Origin of the sequence: Halomonas elongata (assembly GCF_029081005.1) — a bacterium.
In the GTDB taxonomy this organism is placed as follows: Bacteria; Pseudomonadota; Gammaproteobacteria; order Pseudomonadales; family Halomonadaceae; genus Halomonas; species Halomonas elongata_B.
This window is the reverse complement of the sequence record NZ_JAJQTQ010000016.1, coordinates 44,703-64,869: the sequence shown is the minus strand read 5'-3', so window position 1 is coordinate 64,869 and position 20,167 is coordinate 44,703. Positions and strand designations below refer to the sequence as shown.

The following is a 20,167-nucleotide window of genomic DNA, read 5'->3' as shown; positions in this document are numbered from 1 at the left end:
CCCGTGCGTTCATGGCGGCGAGACTCGTCTCGAGTCGCCTCAGCCCGGCACTGCCGGTTCCGCGACGGGCCGACGGCGACGCTTCTGCCGCCGGCCGAGGCCGATCATGACCTCGCCGATCGCCAGGGCCAGCACCACGCCGGCGAGGATCTTGCCCGCGTAGTCCCAGTCCATCGGCTCGCCAGGGGTCACCACGAAGAACACGATGCCGGCGACCACGTGCAACCCGACCACGGCGGCCCACAGGCAGGCCAGGCGATTGCCCAGCGGCAGGCGGAAGGGCCGCGGCGCGTCGCTGCTCAGCCGCAGCTTGATGAAGGCCAGGCACATCAGCACATAGGGCATCATGAAGATCATCGCGAAGATCGACAGCAGGGTCCAGAACAGGCCCTCGGCGGTGTCGGCCACCAAGCCGTAGACCAGCATCACCAGGATGCTCACCGTGGAGGCGAGCAGCGCCGAGCCCACCGGGGTGTCGTGGCGTGGATGCACGATGCCGAACACCCGGGGGAACTCGCCGGCGTGGGCAGCCTCTACCGCGGCGCGGTTGGTGCCCATGCTCCAGGTCACCATGTTGGTGAAGAAGGTGAAGAGCACGAAGCCGCCCACCAGGTTGGCCAACAGGCCGCCCCAGCCATCGTGGCCGTACATGTTGAACAGCGACTCGGCGAAGATGGTGGTCACGTCGGTCTGGTCAGTGGGCACCGCGGCCAGCACCCCGATGGTGCCCAGCACGTTGAAGGCGGCGATCAGTAGCCCCGAGGCCAGCACCGCCCGGGGGATGTCGCGACGCGGCGCGACCATCTCGGCGGCACTGCAGCAGGCCAGCTCGGTGCCCATGATGCCGTACACCATCACCCCCAGGGCGGCGATGGACGCCGGCGCGGACGGCACGATCCCCTCCAGGGTGAAGGGATTGGCGAAGCCCTCGTTGAAGCCGTAGCGCAGGCCGCCCACCACCAGTACCAGCACCGAGATCAGCTTCAGTACCGCGCCCAGGTTAGGCAGCCACTTGCCGAAGCGCAGGCTCGCGCTGGTGCACAGCGAGGTCACCAATGCCAGGCTGCAGCCGATGAAGATCTGCAGCCACAGGCTCATGTCGGGGAAATAGAAGGCGCTGAGCATGCTGGCGAACAGGATGTAGACCGAGGGCATCCACAGGGCGTTGTTGACCCAGTACATCCAGGACACCCGGGCGCCCCAGCGAAAGCCGAAGGCCAGGCGCACCCAGTGATAGACGCCGCCGTTGCTCGGATAGGCGGTCCCGAGCTCCGAGGTCATCATGGCCATGGGCAGAAACAGCAGCACCAGCACGTAGGCCCACCAGAACAGGCTTGTCGAGCCCAGCGAGGCGGCCAGGGCGATCTGGTCCATGAACAGCATCGCCGAGACGGTGTACAGGGTGACGTCGCGGCACCGCAGTACCTTGTTCTTGTTGACTTCCATGAGAAAGACTCCAGCCAGGAGGAAATGCAGCGTGACGCGCGCATCGGCCGCCGAACGCCCGATACGCGAAGCGGGAATGAACGAGGGGCCCGCGCGGTGGTCATGCCGCGCGGGCGGGCCTCACCAGTGCCCGGCGGCGCGCAGGTCCTCGACGGTCTCGAGGATGCTGTCGCGCAGCACGTCGACGATGAAATCGACTTCCTGGTGGGTCAGGGTCACGGCGGGGGACATGACGTTGAGGTGCACGATCGGCCGCACCAGCAGACCGCGCCGTTCGGCGCGCAGGTGCACCCATTCGCCGATATTGAGCTCCTCGGGGAACAGCTCGCGGGTGGTCTTGTCGGCAACGAACTCCACGCAGGCCATGAAGCGCTTGGCGCGCACCTCGCCGACGATCGGCAGCTCGGCCAGGGTGGCCAGGCGCTCCTCGAAGTAGCGCCCCACCTCGCGGGCCCGCGGCAGCAGCGCCTCGCGCTCGATGATCTCGATGTTCTTCAGCGCCGCGGCACAAGCCACCGGGTGGCCGGAATAGGTGAAGCCGTGGCTGAAGCAGCGCCCCGTACCGGGCTCGGCGATCACCTCCCACAGCCGCTCCGAGAAGATGCAGGCGCCCAACGGCTGATAGCCAGAGGTCAGGCCCTTGGCGGTGGTGATGATATCCGGCACCACGCCGAACTCGTCCTCGGAAGCGAAGAAATGGCCCAGGCGGCCGAAGGAGGTCACCACCTCGTCGGAGATATAGAGGATATCGTGGCGCTGGCAGACCTCCCACATGCGGCGATGATAGCCCTCGGGAGGAATGATCACGCCGCCGGAGCCCATGATCGGCTCGGCCAGAAAGGCGCCGATCCGTTCCGCGCCGACCTCGGCGATCCTGGCCTCGAACTCCGCGACCAGGGCGTCGAGGAACTCGGCCTCGCTGCGTCCCCGGGCCTCGCGATAGGGGTAGGGGCAGCTCAGATGGTGAATGCCCTCGGAGAGGAAATCGAACTCCGGCGGGCGATCGGCCTGCTTGCCGCCCAGCGACATGGTCAGGTAGGTCGAGCCGTGATAGGCATTGATGCGGGTGATGACCTGCTTCTTCTCGGGCTTGCCGCGGCAGTTCTGGTAGAAGTGCACCAGGCGGATGGCGGTGTCGACCGCAGTGGAGCCGCCGGTGGTCAGGAAGACGCGGTTCAGGTCACCTGGCGCCAGCTCGGCCAGCTTCTCGCTGAGCTCGATGGCGCGGTCGTTGGCCATGTCGGCGAAGGAGTTGGAGTAGGCGAGACGGCGGGTCTGGTCGGCGATGGCCTCGACCATCTCCTCGCGGCCCAGGCCGATGTTGGTGCACCACATGCCACCCACGGCATCCAGATAGCGCTGGCCCTCGGCGTCCTGGATATGGGCGCCGTCACCGTCGACGATGGTCAGCGAGCCCTGCTCGCGATGGTCGTCGAAGACGTGGTAGCCGTGCATGTAGTGCGCCTTGTCGGCGTCGATGAGGCGGTCCTTGTCGAAATTGGAAAAACGTTTCGATTCGGTGATATTAGTCATACGCATCCTGTCGGCGGCAAAGAGTGGCGGCAGTATAGGCAGCCTCTCGACGCCGCCCCCATACCCCAATTGGGTGGGGCGAGGGCGCCCCGCGCCCCTGCTCCGCCCCGGAGGCCGACCATCGCGACGCCATCACCCCGCACGTCCGACACGTCCTCGCCAGCCCTCTCGCTCGCCGCCCTCGAAGGCTGGCACCGCGCCCTGGCCGAGGCCCATGCCCGGTGCCGCCAGCCAGGCTTTACCGAAGCCCTGATCGCGGCCATCGACCGTCTGGTACCCACCGAATCGACCCTGGTGATCCTCGAGGACGCCCGCCAGGCGCCCCGGCTGCTGTACCAGCGAGGCATTCCGCCCGAGGGTCGCGACCGGATCCTCGGGCGCTACTTCTCCCGCGGCTATCTGCTCGACCCCTTCTGCCTGGCCGTCGACCAGGGCCTCGGCGAGGGCTTCCACCATCTGGCCGAGATCGCCCCGGACGACTTCTTCCGCAGCGAATACTATCGGGTCTACTACCTGGAGGCGGGCTCGGTGGAGGACTGCTACTTCCTGCTCGACCTGGCGCCCGGGCAGCGCATCTCCATCTGCCTCTACCATGGCCTGAGCGCCGCACCCTTCACCCAGCCGGAACTGGACACCCTGCGCGCCCTGGCGCCCATGGTCCTGGCCTTGGGGCATCACCACTGGCAGACCGCCGACACGCCGCCGGCCGATGCCTCGCCGAATCCGCTCACCGACCGCCTGCGCGGCGCCTTCCAGCGCTTCGGCGCCGAGCGGCTTACCGAACGCGAGCAGCAGGTGTGCCGGCTGCTGCTGCGCGGCCACTCGGCCAAGTCCAGCGCCCGGGAACTCGATATCTCCCCGGAGACGGTACGCATGCACCGCAAGAACCTCTACGCCAAGTTCGCGGTGAGCTCTCAGGCCGAGCTCTTTTCGATCTTCATCGACTGGATCGACCGCTGAGGCTCCCCGCTTTATCATCGGCGATACATCCGCATCGTCCAGGAGGCCCCATGGCATCCCTGCAGGACCAGCTGCGCGGCCTGGTCTACTCCACCGAACACGGCGACACCTGCCCCGACTGTCGCCAGCCGATCGATGACTGCCGCTGCGCAGAGGCCGCCGAGGAGGCTCGCCTGGCGGATCTGGACGGTATTGTCCGGCTGCGTCGCGAGACCAAGGGTCGCAAGGGCAAGGGCGTGACCCTGGTCGAAGGCGTGCCGCTCAAGACCGCAGATCTCAAGGCACTGGCCAAGGAGCTCAAGAAGCGCTGCGGCACCGGCGGGGCGCTCAAGGAAGGCGTGATCGAGATTCAGGGCGACCAGCGCGACGTGCTCAAGGGTGAGCTGGAAAAACGGGGGTATAAGGTCAAGCTGGCCGGCGGCTAGGGCCGAAAAGTGCCTGCGCTTCCCAGGAGTCGAAAACGTGTCGGGCTCGTCGACTTTTCGGATCAGGCCTGGTCGGCTGGACGCAGTGCCATGACCTCCAGCGACTCGACCAACGCGGCCAGCCCGTTCTCGGCGCTGGCCGCCACCTTGAGTGTATAGAGGTCGTCGGCCCGGGTGCGGCCCAGGTTGAGGCAGGCTAGCGGCTTGCCGTCCCTTGCCGCCCGCCGGGCGAAACGAAACCCCGAATAGACCATCAGCGACGAGCCCACGACCAGTAGCCCGCTGGCCTCCTCCAGCAGGGCGAAGGCATCGTCCACCCTCCCCCGCGGCACGCTGTCGCCGAAGAACACGACATCCGGCTTCCAGATCCCATCACCGCATCGCTCGCACGAAGGAATCCGGAAGTCGGCGAAGTCGCGCTCCAGGTCGGCATCTCCATCCGGACCGACACTGGCCCCCAGCTCGAGCCAGTCGGGATTGAGGTCGCCCAGTTCGTCGTGCAGATCGTGGCGCATGCGACGCGCCCCACACCCCATGCAGCGCACCACGTCGGCCCGACCATGCAGATCGAGCACTCGTCGGGAACCGGCCCGCTGGTGCAGGCCATCGACGTTCTGGGTGATCACCCCCGCCACATGCCCCGTCGTCTCGAGCTCGGCCAGGGCCCTGTGTGCCGGGTTGGGGCGCGCCTCGCGCAGGGCACGAAAACCGACCAGGGCCCGCGCCCAGTAGCGTTGGCGGGCGGCATGACTGTCCATGAACACCTGGTGCTGCATGGGCGGCGAACGCTTCCAGTCGCCCGCATCGTCACGGTAGTCGGGAATGCCGCTGGCCGTACTGACACCGGCGCCGGTCAGCACCGCCAGCCCCGGCGTGCGCGCCACGAACGCCGCCAGTGTCTCAATGTCGCTCATCTCGACTCCTCACTCCTCACACGAACCGAGCATGGCCCCCGGGGCACAAGGTTGTCTAGAATGGGCAGGATCTCCCACGGGCAAGGACTCCCGATGGCCTGGCTGGAATACCTGCTTCCGCTGATCTTTCTGTTCCCCCTGGCGGCGACCGCGGTGATCGTGGTGGCCCTGCGCAACCTGCACGACGCCCGGGTCAGCTCCCCCTTCGACGCCCATCGCCTGCGCGAACCGGGCCAGTCACTGCGTGATCGGCTCGACCGTGCCTTCGCCGGCCTGTTCCTCAACGGCGCCCTGGGCCCCATCATCACCCTGACGCCGCTGGTCTACGGCATGGGACGCATGCTCTTCGCCAGCCAGCAGAACTGGCTGGAATGGGGGCTGTACGGGGCACTCTCCACCCTGCTGGTACTGGTCTTCTGCCTGCGCCTGATTCGCGATTTCCAGCGTATCCGACGCCTCAAGCTGGGCCTGGCCTGCGAGCTGGCCGTGGGCCAGGAACTCTCGCGCCTGATCCGTCCCGAGGCGCATCCCTACTACGTCTTTCATGACGTGCCGGGAGCCGGCGATACCCTGGATCACGTGGCGGTGACACCCCACGGTGTCTTCGCCATCGAGACGCGCGCCCGCACGCCGGCCGTGTTGCCTTCGGGCGAGGAACACAATGTCGTCGTCGTGGAGAGCGAGCGACTGCGCTTTCCCGGCTGGAAGGAGCGACGCCCCCTGCGCGAGACCCGGCGCGCCGTGCGCTGGCTGGCGACCTGGCTGGAAAAGGAAGTGGGCCGGACGGTTCCGGTACAAGGCGTGTTGGTCCTGCCGGGCTGGCGCATCGAGGACGCCGCCGCGACCAGCGACCTGCTGGTGGTCAGCGGCGACGGCCTGGCGGATCACCTGCCGCTGCAACATCCCGGCGAGCTCGACACCGCCACCCACGATGCCGTGATTCGCGCCCTTCGCCAGCGCGTCGCCGGGGCGGCGCTCAATCGAACGCCGCTATCCTGACACGGGTGGCGCAATCGCCTCGACCCAGTCTCGCCAGACTGTCCGACGCGGGGAAATCCGTCAGTGACCGGGCATCGATGCCGATCCGAGCCTCGGTCAGCAGCCGGTTGCCGCGCCCGCTGCACTCCAGCCTCAGGGCCCGCCCCGTACCCTCCCCGAACGCCGCCTCGAAGGCCTCGATCAAGGCGTTGCGCGCCACCTCGCCGCCGCGATGGATCACCAGGAAATCGGTGAAGGCACTGGCATTGACGACGTCCACCAGGGCCACCGAGGTGTCGAACAGATCTTCCGCCGTCACATTCAGACAGGCCGCATGCTTGGCGTACTGATAACGCCCCAGGCAACTGGCCCGGCCCGGCATGACGCCATCCAGCTCCCCCGCCAGGTCATCGGGTAGCCCGAGGGCAGGGTGGCGACAGAAACCGCCGTCTGGACGCTCACGCTCGATGAAGCACCCCTGACGCCACCATCGACGGCGCTCGACACCGCGCTCGCTCAGCCGGTGTGGCAACGAGGGCCAGATCCCGTGCAGCACGAAGCCCTCCTCCGTGCCACGCCTCAGCTCCGGCTCGCGACATTCCCGGGGCGGCCGGGAGCGACTGGCGCAGAAGCCGGGGTGCCAGGTCAGCGCCAGGGTGTAGTGATCGAAACCGCTCGCCTCGATCGACGGCACCTCGGCCCTGGCCGGCGAGACGCCGAACAGCACCATCCCCAGCAGCAGTATCGACAGTAGCGCTTGCCAGCCCCGGACCGGCGGCGTTGCGGTTCGCGTCGCCAAACATCTGGACATCGCAATCTCCCTGCCTCATCAGTCTGCTCAATCGCCCTTGAGACGCCCGCCCATCTCCTGCGCCAGATCGACGGCGAAGTGATCGGTCATGCCGCCGATGAAGTCGAGCATGCGCCGATAGCTGTCGTAGAGCGACCATGACGGCAGGGGGGTGTTCTCGCCGATCAACGCCAGCACCCGCTGGTGCTTGAAGTTGGAATGGCCGGTATGGTGCAGCTCATGAGCGGCACCGATGAAGGCCTCGAGCAGGATCCCTAGGGTCGTGTAGGCGCCGATCTCCAGCTTGGCCTTGCGCTCGTTGCGGAAGATGCGCTTGCGCGCCAGATCCTTGGCCGACTTGACGCCCCAGTCCAGGTCCGGGTGGCAGAGTTCCAGCAGGTCATGACGCAGGGTGCCGCTCAGCAACTCGCCCTCGTGCTGAACGAAGACCTTGGCCACCTCGTTGACTGCCTGTTCCATGGCGGCGCCACGCAGGGCGGCGATGCGCCGACGCTGGGAAACCCCTTCGCTCTGCATCGTGGCATAGTCCGGAGGTTCGCCGCCGGCAATCTGGGTCAGCACCTCGGCGACCTCCTCGAAGCGCAGGATGCCCATCTCCAGGCCATCCTCGAGATCGAGCAGGGCATAACAGATGTCGTCGGCGGCCTCCACCAGCCAGGCCAGCGGATGCCGGCACCAGCGGTTCTCGCCATGAGGCAGCAGCCCCAGACGCTCGGCCACCTGATTCAACAGCGGCAACTCGCTCTGATAGCAGCCGAACTTGCCCGCGGTCCCGCCGTGGGCCACCGTCCAGGGATACTTGAGCAGCGTGCCCAGGGTCGCGCCGGTCAGCCGCATGCCGCCGCGAAACTGGTTGTATTCGATCTGGGTGACGATGCGAAAGCCCTGGGCGTTGCCCTCGTAGGTCAGCAGGTCTTCGCGTTCCATGTCCGAGAGGCCATCGAGCAAGCCGCTGCCATCGGCCTCGGCGCGCTTGAACCAGTCGCGGATGGCATATTCGCCGGCATGCCCGAAGGGCGGGTTGCCGATATCGTGCCCCAGGCAGGCGGCCTGGACGATCACGCCCAGATCCGCCGGGGTGATGTCCGACGGCAGGCGATGACGCAGTTCCTCGCCGACGCTCATGCCGAGCGAACGGCCCACGCAGCCGACTTCCAGGGAATGCGTCAGGCGGGTGTGGATATGGTCGTTGTCGGTCAGGGGATGCACCTGGGTCTTGCGGCCCAGGCGGCGGAATGAACCGGCGAAGACAATGCGATCATGGTCCTTGTGAAACGGGCTGCGTCCGATCTCGCCCCGTGCCGCACCGCGCTCATCGTGCAGCCGGGCAGGGTCGAGCAGGCGCTCCCAGGTCATCTGCGTCATGGGCGACCTCCTTGAGGCTCCCATTCTGGCACCGGGACCCCGGCTCGCCCAGCCACACGAGGCGGTTTTTCGCTTATTCCAGCCGTTTCTTGATCATCAGCGCATAAACCAGCCCGGCGAGCAGCAGGGCAATGGCGAGCAGGTAGATGCCGATCGAGATGCCGCTGCTCCACAGGATGCTCCAGTCGCCGCCGGAGATGGACATGGCACGTCGCAGGTTGAATTCCATCTGACCGCCCAGCAGCAGGCCGAGCACCACCGGCACCGTGGGTATCTCGAGCTTGCGCAGCACATAGCCGAGTACCCCGAAGGCCAGCATCATGTAGAGATCGAAGGGGCTGTTGTTGAGCGAGTAGATCCCGACGAAGGCCACCAGCGTCACCATCGGCATCAGGAACCAGGACGGCGCCTGCAGCACCTTGGCGAAGAAGCCCACCAGCGGGATGTTCAGCACCAGCAGCATGACGTTGCCGATGAACAGCGCCGCCACCAGCCCCCAGACCATGTCCGGCTGCTGCTCGAAGAGCAGCGGGCCCGGCGTGATGTTCATCGACAGCAACAGCGCCAGCAGGATCGCCGTGGTGCCGCTGCCGGGGATGCCCAGCGAGAGCATGGGGATCAGTGCGCCCCCGGCGGCGGCGTTGTTGCCCGCCTCCGGCGCCGCCACACCCCGAGGGTCTCCCTCGCCGAACTTGCCCCTGGCGCCCCACCAGCGCTTCTCCAGCACGTAGGAGAGAAAGCTGCCGAGCGAGGCCCCGGCACCGGGCAGCACGCCGGAGATGAAGCCGATCACCGAACCCCGCCCGATGGTCGAGGCGCAGTCGAGCGACCGTCGCATGCCCGGAATGGCCGAGCCGATCCGCATCGCGGCGGTCGCCTTGTCGCGGTCGCGCTCGAGAAACAGCAGGCACTCGGAAACCGCGAACAGCCCGACCAGGGCGACGATATAGTCGATGCCGTCGTACAGCTCGTACCAGCCGAAGGTATAGCGCGCCACGCTGGAGACCGGATCGATCCCCACGGTGCCCAGCAGCAGCCCCAGGCAGGCGGCGATGAAACTCTTGGTGAAACTGCCGCTGGTCACCCCGCCGATGGTGGCGAAGGCCAGCACGAACAGGGCGAAGTATTCGGCGGGGCCGAAACGGATCGCCACCTTCACCAGCAGGGGCGCGAACAGCGTCAGACCGATGGTGGCAACGGTCGCGCCGACGAAGGACGCCACGGCAGAGAGCCCAAGCGCCTCGCCGCCACGGCCGGCGCGGGCCATCGGATAGCCGTCCAGGGTCGTCATCATCGCCGGCTCGTCGCCGGGAATATTGAGCACGATGGAACTGATCCGCCCACCGTACATGCAGCCATAGTAGACGCTGACCAGCAGGATCAGCGCCGCGGTGGGCGCCAGGCCGAAGTTGAAGGCCAGGGGAATCAGCAAGGCCACGCCGTTGACCGGGCCGAGCCCCGGCAGGGCACCGATCAGGGTGCCGATGGTGCAGCCGATCAGCGCCAGCAGCAGATGATCCGGCTGCAGCGCCACCGCGAAACCATGGGCGAGAAAATCGAGAATTTCCATAGAGAAAGGCTACACACTCAGGCCGGGCATGTCGGGCAAGGGAATGCCCAGGGCGAACTCGAACAGCACGTAGAGCGCCAGCCCCAGCAGCACGCCGTACGGCAGGGCCTGGCGCCAGTTCGCCCCGAACAGGCGCATCAGCACGACGGTGGCCACCAGGGTCGAGGGCACGAAGCCCCAGGGTTCGAGGAAGGCGGCATAGGCCCCCAGCAACAGCAACACGCCGAGCTGGCGGCAGAGTGCCGCCGCACCCGGCCAGCGATGGTTGAGGCCGGGGCGAACGATCAGATAGAGCGCCAGAAGCCCCAGCGGCACGCTGACCAGCCGGGGGAAGACCCCCGGCCCTACCGGCTGCATGAAGCCGGTGACGAAGGTCTGGGCATGCCACCAGGCACCCAGTGCCAGCAAGGCGAGTACCGCCCCGGCGATGCGGTCGCCGAGGACGGCGCGGTCGGACGCCCCCTCGTCACTCACTGGATGACTCCGATCTCCCGGGAAATGGCCTCGACGTCATCGATCGACTCGCGCACGAAGTCATTGAACGCTTCGCCGCCCCGCCACAGCGGTACCAGGCCGTTTTGTGCGGCGACCTCCTTCCACTCGTCGCTCTCGTAGAGCGTCTCGAGGGTATCGACCATGGCGGCATAATCATCGTCCGACACCTCGCCGCCGGTATAGAAGCCGCGCCAGTTGTAGCCGGTCACGTCATAGCCCTGAGACACGGCCGTCGGCAGTTCCTCGAAGGGCTCGGGCAGCGGCTCTTCAGCCAGCACCGCCAGAGCGCGGACATCGCCGGACTCGATGAAGCCGGCGATCTCGCCCAGGTCGGTGGACACCGCGTCCACGTGCCCTCCCATCATCTGGGTCACGGCAGGACCGCCGCCATCGAACTGCACCCAGCGCAGGGCACCGATCTGGTCACCGGGCAGCCCCGCCGCCTTGGCCAGTCGCAGGGCGCGAATGTGGTCCCAGCCGCCGGCGCCGCTGGAGCCGGCCATGGCCACCGAGGTCGGATCCTCGACGATGGCCTCGAGCAGCTGGTCGAGGGTCTCGTAAGGGCTGTCGTCATCGACCAGGATGACGCCCACGTCGGTGCCCAGCATGGCCAGCCAGCGCATGGTGTCGGCACCGCCCGGATAACGCCCCTGGGCGATCTGGGTCATGCCCACGGTACTGGTGGCGACCATCAGGTTGCTGTCGTCGGCCCGCTTGCCGGCCACGTTGGAAAACGCCACGGCGCCGACGCCGCCCGGCATGTTGGTGACCTGGACATTGCCGTCCACCAGGTCCAGCTCCCTCATCAGCTTGCCCACCGAACGGCAGGTGAAGTCCCAGCCGCCCCCCGGATCGGCGGGCGCGATGCATTCGTCGATGGGCAGTGCCTGGCTCGGCAGGCTGACCGCCAGGCCAAGGCCCAGCAGGGCGGAGGCGCCCAGGCGCGGGATGATCTTCGTGGTAGTGATCGGCATATCGTCGCTCCTTCTTGTTGTACCTTGTCGTATCGATCGCGGCTCCCGGGGCGGGCCTGTCCGGCGCCCATTGTCACCGCGAGGGTGGAGAGTCTCTCTCAGATGACGCCTTTTCCCCGTAACGCTCTACGTTCTGCGTCGCTCACCCCCAGCTCGGCGAGGATGACCTCGGTGTGCTCGCCGAGCCCCGGCACCGGGTGATGCACCGCCGCGGGCGCCTCGCTCATCTTCACCGGGAAGCCGGTGGTGGGCACCTTGCCATGCTCGCCCTGATCGAGCTCCAGGGTCATCTGCTGGGCCTGGACCTGAGGATCGTCGAAGGTCTCGCGCAGGTCATGGACGCGCCCGCAGGGCACGCCGGCCTCGTTGAGGTGCTCGATCCATTCCGCCACGCTGCGCCGCTCGGTCACCCGGGTCAGGATCTCGCGCAGCGCCTCGCGGTTGGCCATGCGCCGCTGGTTGTCGGCAAAGCGCTCGTCTTCCAGCAACGAGCGCATGTCCAGGGCATCGAGGAAACGCTCGACCATGATGTCGTTGCTGGGCGCGATGGCTACCTCGCCGTCGCTGGCCTGGAACAGGCCGTAGGGATAGAGCATGGGATGATCGTTGCCGGTACGCCTGGGCACCTCCCCGGTGGCGAAGTACTCCGCCGCCAGGTAGCCCATCATGCTGATCAGGCCATTGGTCAGGGCGGTCTCGACGATATCGCCCTCGCCGGTACGCTCGCGTCGGACCAACGCCGCGCTGATGCCGAAGGCCAGGTTCTGGCTGGCCACCATGTCGCTGATCGGCGGTGCGGCGCGCATGGGCTCGCCGTCGGCAGGGCCGTTGACGCCCATGAAGCCGCTCATCGCCTGGGCGATGAAGTCGTAGGCGGGTCGGTCCCGATAGGGGCCGGTGGAGCCGAAACCATTGATGCGCCCGACCACCAGGTGAGGAAAGCGCTCGCGCAGGGAGGCATCATCGAGCCCCATCTTGCCCATGACACCGGGGCGGAAGTTCTCCACCAGCACGTCAGCGTCCTCCAGCAGCCGGCACAGGATCGCCTTGCCCTCCTCCTGGCGCAGGTCCAGGGTCAGGGAGCGCTTGTTGCGATTGAACTGGGCAAAGTACCAGCTGAAGCCGTTCACCATGTTGCCCTGGGAACGCACGATATCGCCGCGCCCGGGCGGCTCGATCTTGATCACCTCGGCACCATGATCGCCGAGGATCTGGGTGCAGAACGGTCCGGAGATCACTCGGGTCAGGTCGATGACGCGAATGCCTCGCAGGGCACCCTCGGCGTGGGGCGGCGTATCCGACATCTTCATCCTCTCGCGGTGGGAACGGCGGAACAGTCACTGAGCGCCAGGCGCGGCCCGGCCCTGGACACCTGGGCCGGCAAGGGGCGCCCCATCAGGCGCGTGGCGACCCTGGCGGCCGCGATCATGCCTTCGAGATCCAGGCCGGTTTCGATGCCCATCTCGTCGAGCAGATAGACCAGATCCTCGCTGGCGATATTGCCCGAAGCGCCGGGCGCGAAGGGGCAGCCACCCAGTCCACCGATGGCGCTTTCGTAACGATCCACGCCCAGGGCGAGCCCCTGCATGACATTGGCCAGTCCGATGCCTCGAGTATTGTGGAAATGCAGGGTCGGCACGATCTCCGGCGCGACGTCGCGAAGGTGACGCACGCGCTCGGTAACCAGCGGCGGCGTGGCCATGCCGGTGGTGTCGCCGAGCGAGACATGGCGGATGCCGAGCGAGGCGAAGCGTCGAGCGATGCGCCCGACATCGCGCACCGCCACATCCCCCTCGAAAGGACAACCGAAGCTGGTGGCAATCGCCCCGCGCAGCTCGATGCCGCTGCCTTCCAGTGTCCTGGCCACCGCCTCGAAGCCTTCCAGTGACGCATCCACCGAGCGATTGACGTTCTTGGCGTTATGCGTCTCCGAAGCCGAGACGAACAGCACGACGGCATCGACGCCGGCCGCCAGCGCTCGCTCGGCACCACGCGGATTGGGCACCAGGGCCGAGAGATGTGCTCCCCGGCGATCACGCAGCGCGACCGTCAGCTCGTCGGCATCGGCCAGCGCCGGCACTGCCCTGGGGCTGACGAAGGAGGTCAGCTCGAAGGCCTTCACGCCGGCATCCAGCAGGGCATGGATCAGTTCGAGTTTCTCGGCGGTGCTCAAGGTCACCGGCTCGTTCTGCAACCCATCGCGGGGACCCACTTCGGTGACCTGAACGCGTCGTGGCAGACGCTCGGCGCTGGCGGGCATGGAGTGCTCCTGTCGACGAATGCCCTCGGGGGGCGCACCAACCCACTATAGGCACCAGGTCGACCGGCTCACATTCGCCTTTTGTTGGTGAACCGGCAGAGCCCGCCCGACTTTGGGCCTCCTTGGAGGGTGTTTACAAATTACAGGATCGCGTCACCTTCACCACCCGAGCATTTCGCTCGCTAAGCATCTGCCATAGAATCCCCTGCCAAAGGCGGTATCGACAGAACAAATCATCAATATCGTGCGCCTAACGACGTTTCCTTATCTAAGCGAACGCTGTTCTTTGCCATGAGCGGCTCGCATATCATCACAAGGCACGGTTTCATGCATTCGACATCCCCGACGCCGGACAGCGCGTCCCGACGCGACAACGGCTTCTTCGGTCATCCCGGGGCCCTGGGATCGCTCTTCTTCACCGAGATGTGGGAGCGCTTCTCCTACTACGGCATCCGCCCGCTCCTGGTACTGTTCATGGCGGCCAGCCTCTACGACGGCGGCCTGGGCTTCAGTCGCGCGGATGCTGCCGCCATCGTCGGCATCTACGCCGGGGCGATCTATCTGTCGGCGCTGCCCGGTGGCTGGCTCGCCGACAACTGGCTCGGCCAACGGCGCGCCGTCTGGTACGGCTCCATCCTGATTGCCCTGGGCCATCTGGCCATCGCGCTCTCCGCCCTCTGGGGCGCCACCCTGTTCTTCATCGGCCTGCTGTTGATCGTGCTCGGCTCGGGGCTGTTCAAGACCTGCATCACCGTGATGGTGGGCAGCCTCTACGACGAGGGCGATGCCCGCCGCGACGGCGGTTTCGCGATCTTCTACATGGGCATCAACATCGGTGGACTCCTCGCGCCGCTGCTCACCGGCCTGCTGATGCGCGAACACGGCTGGCACTGGGGCTTCGGCCTCGGCGGGCTCGGCATGCTGGCCGCCTTGCTGATCTTCCGGTTATGGGCGATCCCCGCCATGCGCCGTTCCGACAGCCTGCGAGGCCGTGCCTCCAGCTGGGATGCACCGGCCGTTCGCCGCCGCGGCGTGGGCCTGACCGTGTCCGCCCTGTCCGCCCTGACGGCACTGTTCGTGGCGCTGGTCGCCACCGGCGTGATCGCGCTGGATCCGGTCGCCATCGCCGAGGGCATGACCAGCGTGATCATCGTCTGTGCGCTGGCCTTCTTCATCTACCTGCTGTGTTTCGCCGGTCTCGACAATCGCGAGCGAGCCCGTGTGGTCGTGGCCTTCCTGCTGATCGTGGCCTCGGCCTTCTTCTGGGCCTCCTTCGAACAGCAGCCGACGTCCTACAACCTGTTCGCCCACGACTATACCGACCGTGCGTTGTTCGGCTGGGAGATCCCCACCGTCTGGTTCCAGTCGCTCAACTCGATCTTCATCGTCCTGCTCGGCCCGTTGTTCGGCTGGCTGTGGCCGGCACTGGGGCGTCGTGGCCTCGAGCCCAGCAGTGCCACCAAGTTCACCCTCGGCCTGCTGTTCGCCGCCGCCGGCTTCGGCCTGATGATGCTGGCCGCCCAGCAGGTGATCGGCAGCGACACCCGGGTCTCGCCGTTATGGATCACCAGCAGCTTCCTGCTGCTGACGCTCGGCGAGATGTGCCTGAGTCCGGTGGGCCTCTCGACCATGAGCGAGCTGGCACCGATGCGCCTGCGCGGCCAGTTGATGGGCCTGTGGTTCACCTCGCTGGCGCTCGGCAACCTGGTGGCCGGCCTGATCGGCGGACATGTCAACGGCGAGGAACTCCAGCAGTTGCCCGACCTGTTCGGCCGCTCGGCCATCGCCCTGGTGCTGTGTGCCATCGTCCTGGCGCTGCTGACACCGCTCATCAAGCGTATGCTCAAGGGCGAAGCGAACGCCGAGCCGGCGCCGTCCACTCATTCAACCGGAGCCTGATCCATGTCCAGTGAAGCCCCCAACACCCCGGCGGAACGCCTGGCGGCCTTGCGCAACGCCATGCACGAGCACGGCATCGACGCCTGGTGGCTGCCGTCCTCCGATCCGCACAATTCCGAGTATCTGCCGGAACACTGGGCCGGCCGGGCCTGGCTGTCCGGTTTCGACGGCTCGGTGGGCACCCTGGTGGTCACCCGGCACGCCGCCGGTGTCTGGGTCGACAGCCGCTACTGGGTGCAGGCCGAGGCGCAACTGGCCGGCACCGGCATCGAGCTGATGAAACTGCATCCCGGCCAGAGCGATGCCCCCATGCAGTGGCTGGCCGAACAGCTCGACTCCGGTGCCACCCTGGGCTTCGACGCCGATGTCGTCGCTCTGGCCAGCGCTCGGCGCCTGGAAGAGGCGCTGTCGCCGTCCGGCATTCGCCTGCGCGGCGACCTGGACCTGCTCGACACCATCTGGCCCAACCGCCCATCGCTGCCCGAGGCGCCGATCTACGCCCATGACAGGGCCTACCTGGACGAGAGCCGCGGCGAGCGGCTGGCCCGGATACGCGAGACCATGGCCGAGCACGAGGCCGACTGGCACCCGATCTCGACCCTCGACGACATCGCCTGGCTGACCCAACTGCGCGGCGACGATGTCGACTTCAATCCGGTCTTCCTCGCCCACCTGCTGATCGGCCGCCAGACGGCCACGTTGTTCGTCGCCCCCGGCAAGCTCGACGACGAACTCACGGCGGCGCTGGCCGACGACGGCATCGCGGTGGCGGACTACGCCGACTGGCATCACCGCCTCGGCGAGCTGACCACCGAGTCCAGGATACTGCTCGACCCGGCCAAGCTGACCCTGGGCACTCGGGAGGCCCTGCCGGACGGCGCCACCCTGGTCGAGGCCTTCCAGCCCAGCACCCTGGCCAAGGGCCGCAAGAGCGACGCCGACCTGGCCCAGGTGCGTCATGCCATGGAGGAGGACGGCGCGGCGCTGTGCAACTTCTTCGCCTGGCTGGAAGCGGCACTCGAGCGCGGCGAGACGGTCACCGAGCTGACCGTCGACGAGGAACTTACTGCCGCCCGCGCCCGTCGCCCCGGTTTCGTCAGCCGCAGTTTCTCCACCATCGCCGCCTTCAACGCCAACGGCGCCCTGCCGCACTACCACGCCACGCCGGAGGCCCACGCCACCATCGAAGGCGACGGTCTACTGCTGATCGACTCCGGCGGCCAGTACCCGGGCGGCACCACCGACATCACCCGGGTGGTCCCGGTGGGCCGCATCAGCGATGCCCACCGCAAGGACTACACCCTGGTGCTCAAGGGCACCATTGCGCTGTCCCGTGCTCACTTCCCGCGCGGCATTCCCTCGGCGCAGCTCGATCCCATCGCCCGCGCGCCCCTGTGGACCAGCGGACGCGACTACGGCCACGGCACCGGCCATGGCGTAGGTTACTTCCTCAATGTTCACGAAGGGCCGCAGGTGATCGCCTGGCACGCCCCGGTGGCGCCGCATACCGCCATGCAGCCCGGCATGATCACTTCCATCGAGCCCGGCGTTTACCGCCCGGGCCAGTGGGGCATCCGCATCGAGAACCTGGTCGCCAACCGTCCCGCCGCCGAGAGCGAGTTCGGTGACTTCCTGCGGTTCGAGACCCTGACGCTGTGCCCCATCGACACCCGCTGCATCGAGCCCTCCCTGCTCGACGACAGCGAAATCGACTGGCTCGACGCCTACCACGCCGAGGTCCGCGAACGACTCGCGCCCAAGCTCGAGGGCGACGCCCTGGCCTGGCTCGAGAAGCGCACCCAGCCGCTCGAACGCGGCTAGGAAAGCTTCTGCCCTACCATCGAGCTGTCCCGCAACAACGAGGGGCGCCGGCATGACCGGCGCCCCTCGCTCGTAGCTCGAAACCCAACGCATACGAGCAGCGAGATGCGAGATCCGAACCCCGACAACCGCCTCCAGAGCTGAAGCTTCCTGCTCGTAGCCCGTGGCTCGTGGCTCGTGGCTCGTGGCTCGTGGCTCGTGGCTCGTGGCTCAATCCTCCGCCATCTCCGGCATCAGCGTCTTGAGCTTGCGGGTCAGGGTGTTGCGCCCCCACCCCAGCAGCTCGGCGGCTTCGCCCTTGCGACCGCCGGTGTGCTTGAGCGCGGTCTCGATGAGGATCTTCTCGAAATCCGGGACCGCCTCTTCCAGCAGGTGGGTATGGCCGGCGGCCAGGGCGCGATCCGCCCAGTCGCGAAAGGCCAGGCGCCAATCGCCGGAGGCGCCGCCATCCTCACCGTCGCGCAATTCGGGAGGCAGATCCTCCACCAGCACTTCGCGCCCGGAGGCCATCACCGTCAACCAGCGGCAGGTATTCTCGAGCTGACGCACGTTGCCCGGCCAGGCCAGGCGGGTCAGGTGCTCCTCGGCCTCCTCGGTCAGCACCTTGACGTCGGTGGACAGCTCCTTGGCGGCCTCGGCGAGGAAGTGACGCGCCAGACGCGGGATATCCTCGCGCCGATCGGCGAGTTTCGGCAGATGGACACGAATCACGTTGAGGCGATGAAAGAGATCCTCGCGAAAGCGTCCGTCATTCACCAGCTCCTCGAGATGCTGGTGAGTGGCGGCGATGATGCGGACATCGACCTTGACCGACGTATGGCCACCGACCCGGTAGAACTCGCCATCGGCCAGCACCCGCAGCAGCCGGGTCTGGGTCTCGGCGGGCATGTCGCCGATCTCGTCGAGGAACAGGGTGCCGCCGTCGGCCTGTTCGAAACGCCCCTGGCGCTGGGCCGTGGCGCCGGTGAAGGCGCCCTTTTCATGGCCGAACAGCTCGGATTCGATCAGGTCACGGGGAATCGCCGCCATGTTCAAGGCGATAAAGGGCCCGCCGCCCCGGGGGCTATGCTGGTGCAGCGCCTGGGCCACTCGCTCCTTGCCGGTTCCCGACTCGCCGTTGATCAGCACCGTGATGTGCGACTGGGCAAGCCGGCCGATGGCACGAAACACTTCCTGCATGGCCGGTGCCTCGCCGATGATCTCGGTCTCGAGACCCTCCGGGGGCGTGATCGGGCGCTGGCGCTCCCGGGCATGGGCCACGGCACGGCGCACCAGGGCCAGCGCCTCGTCGACGTCGAAGGGCTTGGGCAGGTATTCGAAGGCTCCGCCCTGATAGGAGGCCACCGCGCTGTCGAGGTCCGAGTGTGCGGTCATCACGATGACCGGCAGGTCGGGATGCGCCTCCCGCACCCGGGCCATCAGGTCCAGGCCGTCGATCCCCGGCATGCGGATATCGGTGACCAGCACATCGGGCGGCTCCTCAAGCAGCCGCGGCAGCACTCGATCGGCGCGCTCGACGCATTCGACCTCCAGGTCGGGCTGGGCCAGGGCTCGCTCCAGCACCCAGCGGATGGCGCGATCATCGTCGACGATCATGACGCGAGCGGCTTCACTCATGGGATCTCTCCAGCGGTATCAGCAGGCGGAATTCGGTGTGGCCGGGCGCGGAATCGCATTCGATCAGCCCCTGGTGCTGATGAAGGATCGACTGGGCGATGGACAGCCCCAGTCCACTGCCCTCGGCACGCCCCGAGACCATCGGGTAGAACAGGGTTTCGCGCAGTCGCTCGGGAATGCCCGGGCCGTTGTCGATGATCGACACCTCGCAGACCAGCCGATGCCGCTCGGCCCCCAGGGTGAACTGGCGTCGGGCGCGCGTCCGCAGCATCAGGCTGGGAGCCGGCACATCGGCCTCGGTCATGGCTTCGACGGCATTGCGCGCCACATTGAGCATGGCCTGGATCATCTGCGACTCGTCGCCGACGAGGTCCGGCAGGCTCGGGTCGTAATCCCGAATGATCGTCACGCTCGGATGCTCGACGGACAGCAGCGAGCGCACCCGCTCCAGCACCTTGTGGATGTTCAGCGGCTCATGACGCTCGACCTGGTTCGGCCCGAGCATCGCATCCACCATGTCGCGCAGGCGATCGACCTCTTCGACGATGATTCGGGTGAATTCGGTGAGCTGCGGGCTGTCGAGATCGCGCTCCAGCAACTGGGCCGCGCCACGAATGCCCCCGAGAGGATTCTTGACTTCATGGGCCAGACCTCGCGCCAGCACCTTGATGGTTTCCTGGCGCGTCTGCAGGGCCTCCTCCCGGGAAATGCGCAGCAGTCGGTCGCGAGGCTCCACTTCCAGCAAGAGCTCGTCCCGGGTCAGGGGCGTGACGGTGTAGTCCACGGTCAGCACATCCCCGGTGACCAGGGTCAGGCGCGCCTCGCGCTGGGTGAAGGGATGAAACTCGTCCCTCGCCTTGGCCAGCAGCTCGCCGATGTCCTCCTCGCCGACGACCAGCTCAGGCAGAGACTGGCCCGTCACCCGCGAGCGGCTGAGCGCCAACAGCGCCTCGGCCGCCGGGTTCATCCATTGCAGCCGCAGCCGGCCGTCCAGCAGGAGGACGGCGGTGGTGAGGTGTTCCATCAAACGTTGATACATGGACGATCCCGCGATGCACGAAGAAGTTTCCAACTGGAGAAGTCCGGTGCAAGAAGCGCG

Annotated in this window: 17 protein-coding genes; 5 read left to right on the top strand and 12 right to left on the bottom strand. The window is 67.1% G+C overall.

Going from position 1 to position 20,167, the window contains the following annotated elements; genetic code table 11:
* Positions 1–39 precede the first annotated feature (39 nt).
* Both LU493_RS12865 and LU493_RS12860 read right to left on the bottom strand, forming a co-directional pair.
* Positions 40–1,446, bottom strand: coding sequence for an APC family permease (locus tag LU493_RS12865; RefSeq protein WP_275288186.1), 1,407 nt, complete (start codon positions 1,444–1,446; stop codon positions 40–42).
* Positions 1,447–1,566: 120 nt separating this feature from the next.
* Positions 1,567–2,979 (bottom strand): aminotransferase, encoded by a 1,413-nt coding sequence (locus LU493_RS12860; RefSeq protein WP_275288185.1) that lies wholly within the window; start codon positions 2,977–2,979, stop codon positions 1,567–1,569.
* 69 nt (positions 2,980–3,048) lie between these two features.
* Between LU493_RS12860 and LU493_RS12855 the strand changes: the two genes are divergently transcribed.
* Complete coding sequence (locus LU493_RS12855; RefSeq protein ID WP_275288184.1) at positions 3,049–3,939, top strand: helix-turn-helix transcriptional regulator; 891 nt, start codon at positions 3,049–3,051, stop codon at positions 3,937–3,939.
* 50 nt (positions 3,940–3,989) lie between these two features.
* Positions 3,990–4,364 carry a translation initiation factor Sui1 gene (locus LU493_RS12850; protein WP_275288183.1) on the top strand — a complete coding sequence of 125 codons (375 nt, stop codon included), beginning with the start codon at positions 3,990–3,992 and terminating at the stop codon, positions 4,362–4,364.
* Positions 4,365–4,426: 62 nt separating this feature from the next.
* Here the strand turns inward: LU493_RS12850 and LU493_RS12845 are convergent, their stop codons facing one another.
* Complete coding sequence (locus tag LU493_RS12845; protein ID WP_275288182.1) at positions 4,427–5,278, bottom strand: NAD-dependent protein deacetylase; 852 nt, start codon at positions 5,276–5,278, stop codon at positions 4,427–4,429.
* 93 nt (positions 5,279–5,371) lie between these two features.
* On the opposite strand from LU493_RS12845, the gene LU493_RS12840 reads away from it, so the two are divergent.
* A complete protein-coding gene (locus LU493_RS12840) occupies positions 5,372–6,277 on the top strand; it encodes a nuclease-related domain-containing protein (protein WP_275288181.1) in 906 nt (301 codons plus the stop codon).
* On the opposite strand, the gene LU493_RS12835 is transcribed toward LU493_RS12840, so the two are convergent.
* From LU493_RS12835 to LU493_RS12805, 7 genes are all read right to left on the bottom strand, one after another.
* Positions 6,255–7,067 (bottom strand): ribonuclease T2 family protein, encoded by an 813-nt coding sequence (locus LU493_RS12835; protein WP_275288180.1) that lies wholly within the window; start codon positions 7,065–7,067, stop codon positions 6,255–6,257. The genes LU493_RS12840 and LU493_RS12835 overlap by 23 nt on opposite strands.
* A 27-nt stretch (positions 7,068–7,094) precedes the next feature.
* Entirely contained in the window at positions 7,095–8,432 is a 1,338-nt protein-coding gene (locus LU493_RS12830; RefSeq protein ID WP_275288179.1) for a deoxyguanosinetriphosphate triphosphohydrolase, read from the bottom strand.
* Between the two features lie 73 nt (positions 8,433–8,505).
* Positions 8,506–10,002, bottom strand: coding sequence for a tripartite tricarboxylate transporter permease (locus LU493_RS12825; protein WP_275288178.1), 1,497 nt, complete (start codon positions 10,000–10,002; stop codon positions 8,506–8,508).
* A gap of 9 nt (positions 10,003–10,011) precedes the next feature.
* Complete coding sequence (locus tag LU493_RS12820) at positions 10,012–10,476, bottom strand: tripartite tricarboxylate transporter TctB family protein (RefSeq protein ID WP_275288177.1); 465 nt, start codon at positions 10,474–10,476, stop codon at positions 10,012–10,014.
* Positions 10,473–11,471, bottom strand: coding sequence for a Bug family tripartite tricarboxylate transporter substrate binding protein (locus LU493_RS12815; RefSeq protein WP_275288176.1), 999 nt, complete (start codon positions 11,469–11,471; stop codon positions 10,473–10,475). Before LU493_RS12815 ends, LU493_RS12820 begins: the two co-directional genes overlap by 4 nt.
* Before the next feature lie 98 nt (positions 11,472–11,569).
* Positions 11,570–12,775 carry a CaiB/BaiF CoA transferase family protein gene (locus LU493_RS12810; RefSeq protein ID WP_275288175.1) on the bottom strand — a complete coding sequence of 402 codons (1,206 nt, stop codon included), beginning with the start codon at positions 12,773–12,775 and terminating at the stop codon, positions 11,570–11,572.
* A gap of 2 nt (positions 12,776–12,777) precedes the next feature.
* Positions 12,778–13,731, bottom strand: coding sequence for a hydroxymethylglutaryl-CoA lyase (locus tag LU493_RS12805; RefSeq protein WP_275288174.1), 954 nt, complete (start codon positions 13,729–13,731; stop codon positions 12,778–12,780).
* A 327-nt stretch (positions 13,732–14,058) separates the two neighbouring features.
* Between LU493_RS12805 and LU493_RS12800 the strand changes: the two genes are divergently transcribed.
* Both LU493_RS12800 and LU493_RS12795 read left to right on the top strand, forming a co-directional pair.
* A complete protein-coding gene (locus tag LU493_RS12800; protein WP_275288173.1) occupies positions 14,059–15,630 on the top strand; it encodes a peptide MFS transporter in 1,572 nt (523 codons plus the stop codon).
* 3 nt (positions 15,631–15,633) lie between these two features.
* A complete protein-coding gene (locus LU493_RS12795) occupies positions 15,634–17,451 on the top strand; it encodes an aminopeptidase P family protein (protein WP_275288172.1) in 1,818 nt (605 codons plus the stop codon).
* Between the two features lie 210 nt (positions 17,452–17,661).
* Here the strand turns inward: LU493_RS12795 and ntrC are convergent, their stop codons facing one another.
* Together ntrC and glnL are read right to left on the bottom strand one after the other, a co-directional pair.
* The gene (gene ntrC / locus LU493_RS12790) at positions 17,662–19,068 is read right to left on the bottom strand and encodes a nitrogen regulation protein NR(I) (protein WP_275288171.1); all 1,407 of its coding nucleotides are present in this window, start codon (positions 19,066–19,068) and stop codon (positions 17,662–17,664) included.
* Positions 19,061–20,107, bottom strand: a complete 1,047-nt coding sequence (gene glnL / locus LU493_RS12785) for a nitrogen regulation protein NR(II) (protein WP_275288170.1) — start codon at positions 20,105–20,107, stop codon at positions 19,061–19,063. Before glnL ends, ntrC begins: the two co-directional genes overlap by 8 nt.
* Between the last annotated feature and the right edge of the window lie 60 nt (positions 20,108–20,167).

Excerpts from the sequence above, each read along its gene's own strand:
- glnL (WP_275288170.1), bottom strand. The coding sequence starts at position 20,107 with ATGTATCAACGTTTGATGGAACACCTCACCACCGCCGTCCTCCTGCTG.
- LU493_RS12800 (WP_275288173.1), top strand. The coding sequence starts at position 14,059 with ATGCATTCGACATCCCCGACGCCGGACAGCGCGTCCCGACGCGACAAC.
- LU493_RS12795 (WP_275288172.1), top strand. The coding sequence starts at position 15,634 with ATGTCCAGTGAAGCCCCCAACACCCCGGCGGAACGCCTGGCGGCCTTG.
- LU493_RS12810 (WP_275288175.1), bottom strand. The coding sequence starts at position 12,775 with ATGTCGGATACGCCGCCCCACGCCGAGGGTGCCCTGCGAGGCATTCGC.
- LU493_RS12840 (WP_275288181.1), top strand. The coding sequence starts at position 5,372 with ATGGCCTGGCTGGAATACCTGCTTCCGCTGATCTTTCTGTTCCCCCTG.
- LU493_RS12865 (WP_275288186.1), bottom strand. The coding sequence starts at position 1,446 with ATGGAAGTCAACAAGAACAAGGTACTGCGGTGCCGCGACGTCACCCTG.
- LU493_RS12825 (WP_275288178.1), bottom strand. The coding sequence starts at position 10,002 with ATGGAAATTCTCGATTTTCTCGCCCATGGTTTCGCGGTGGCGCTGCAG.
- LU493_RS12850 (WP_275288183.1), top strand. The coding sequence starts at position 3,990 with ATGGCATCCCTGCAGGACCAGCTGCGCGGCCTGGTCTACTCCACCGAA.
- LU493_RS12860 (WP_275288185.1), bottom strand. The coding sequence starts at position 2,979 with ATGACTAATATCACCGAATCGAAACGTTTTTCCAATTTCGACAAGGAC.
- LU493_RS12845 (WP_275288182.1), bottom strand. The coding sequence starts at position 5,278 with ATGAGCGACATTGAGACACTGGCGGCGTTCGTGGCGCGCACGCCGGGG.
- LU493_RS12830 (WP_275288179.1), bottom strand. The coding sequence starts at position 8,432 with ATGACGCAGATGACCTGGGAGCGCCTGCTCGACCCTGCCCGGCTGCAC.
- LU493_RS12835 (WP_275288180.1), bottom strand. The coding sequence starts at position 7,067 with ATGTCCAGATGTTTGGCGACGCGAACCGCAACGCCGCCGGTCCGGGGC.
- ntrC (WP_275288171.1), bottom strand. The coding sequence starts at position 19,068 with ATGAGTGAAGCCGCTCGCGTCATGATCGTCGACGATGATCGCGCCATC.
- LU493_RS12815 (WP_275288176.1), bottom strand. The coding sequence starts at position 11,471 with ATGCCGATCACTACCACGAAGATCATCCCGCGCCTGGGCGCCTCCGCC.
- LU493_RS12805 (WP_275288174.1), bottom strand. The coding sequence starts at position 13,731 with ATGCCCGCCAGCGCCGAGCGTCTGCCACGACGCGTTCAGGTCACCGAA.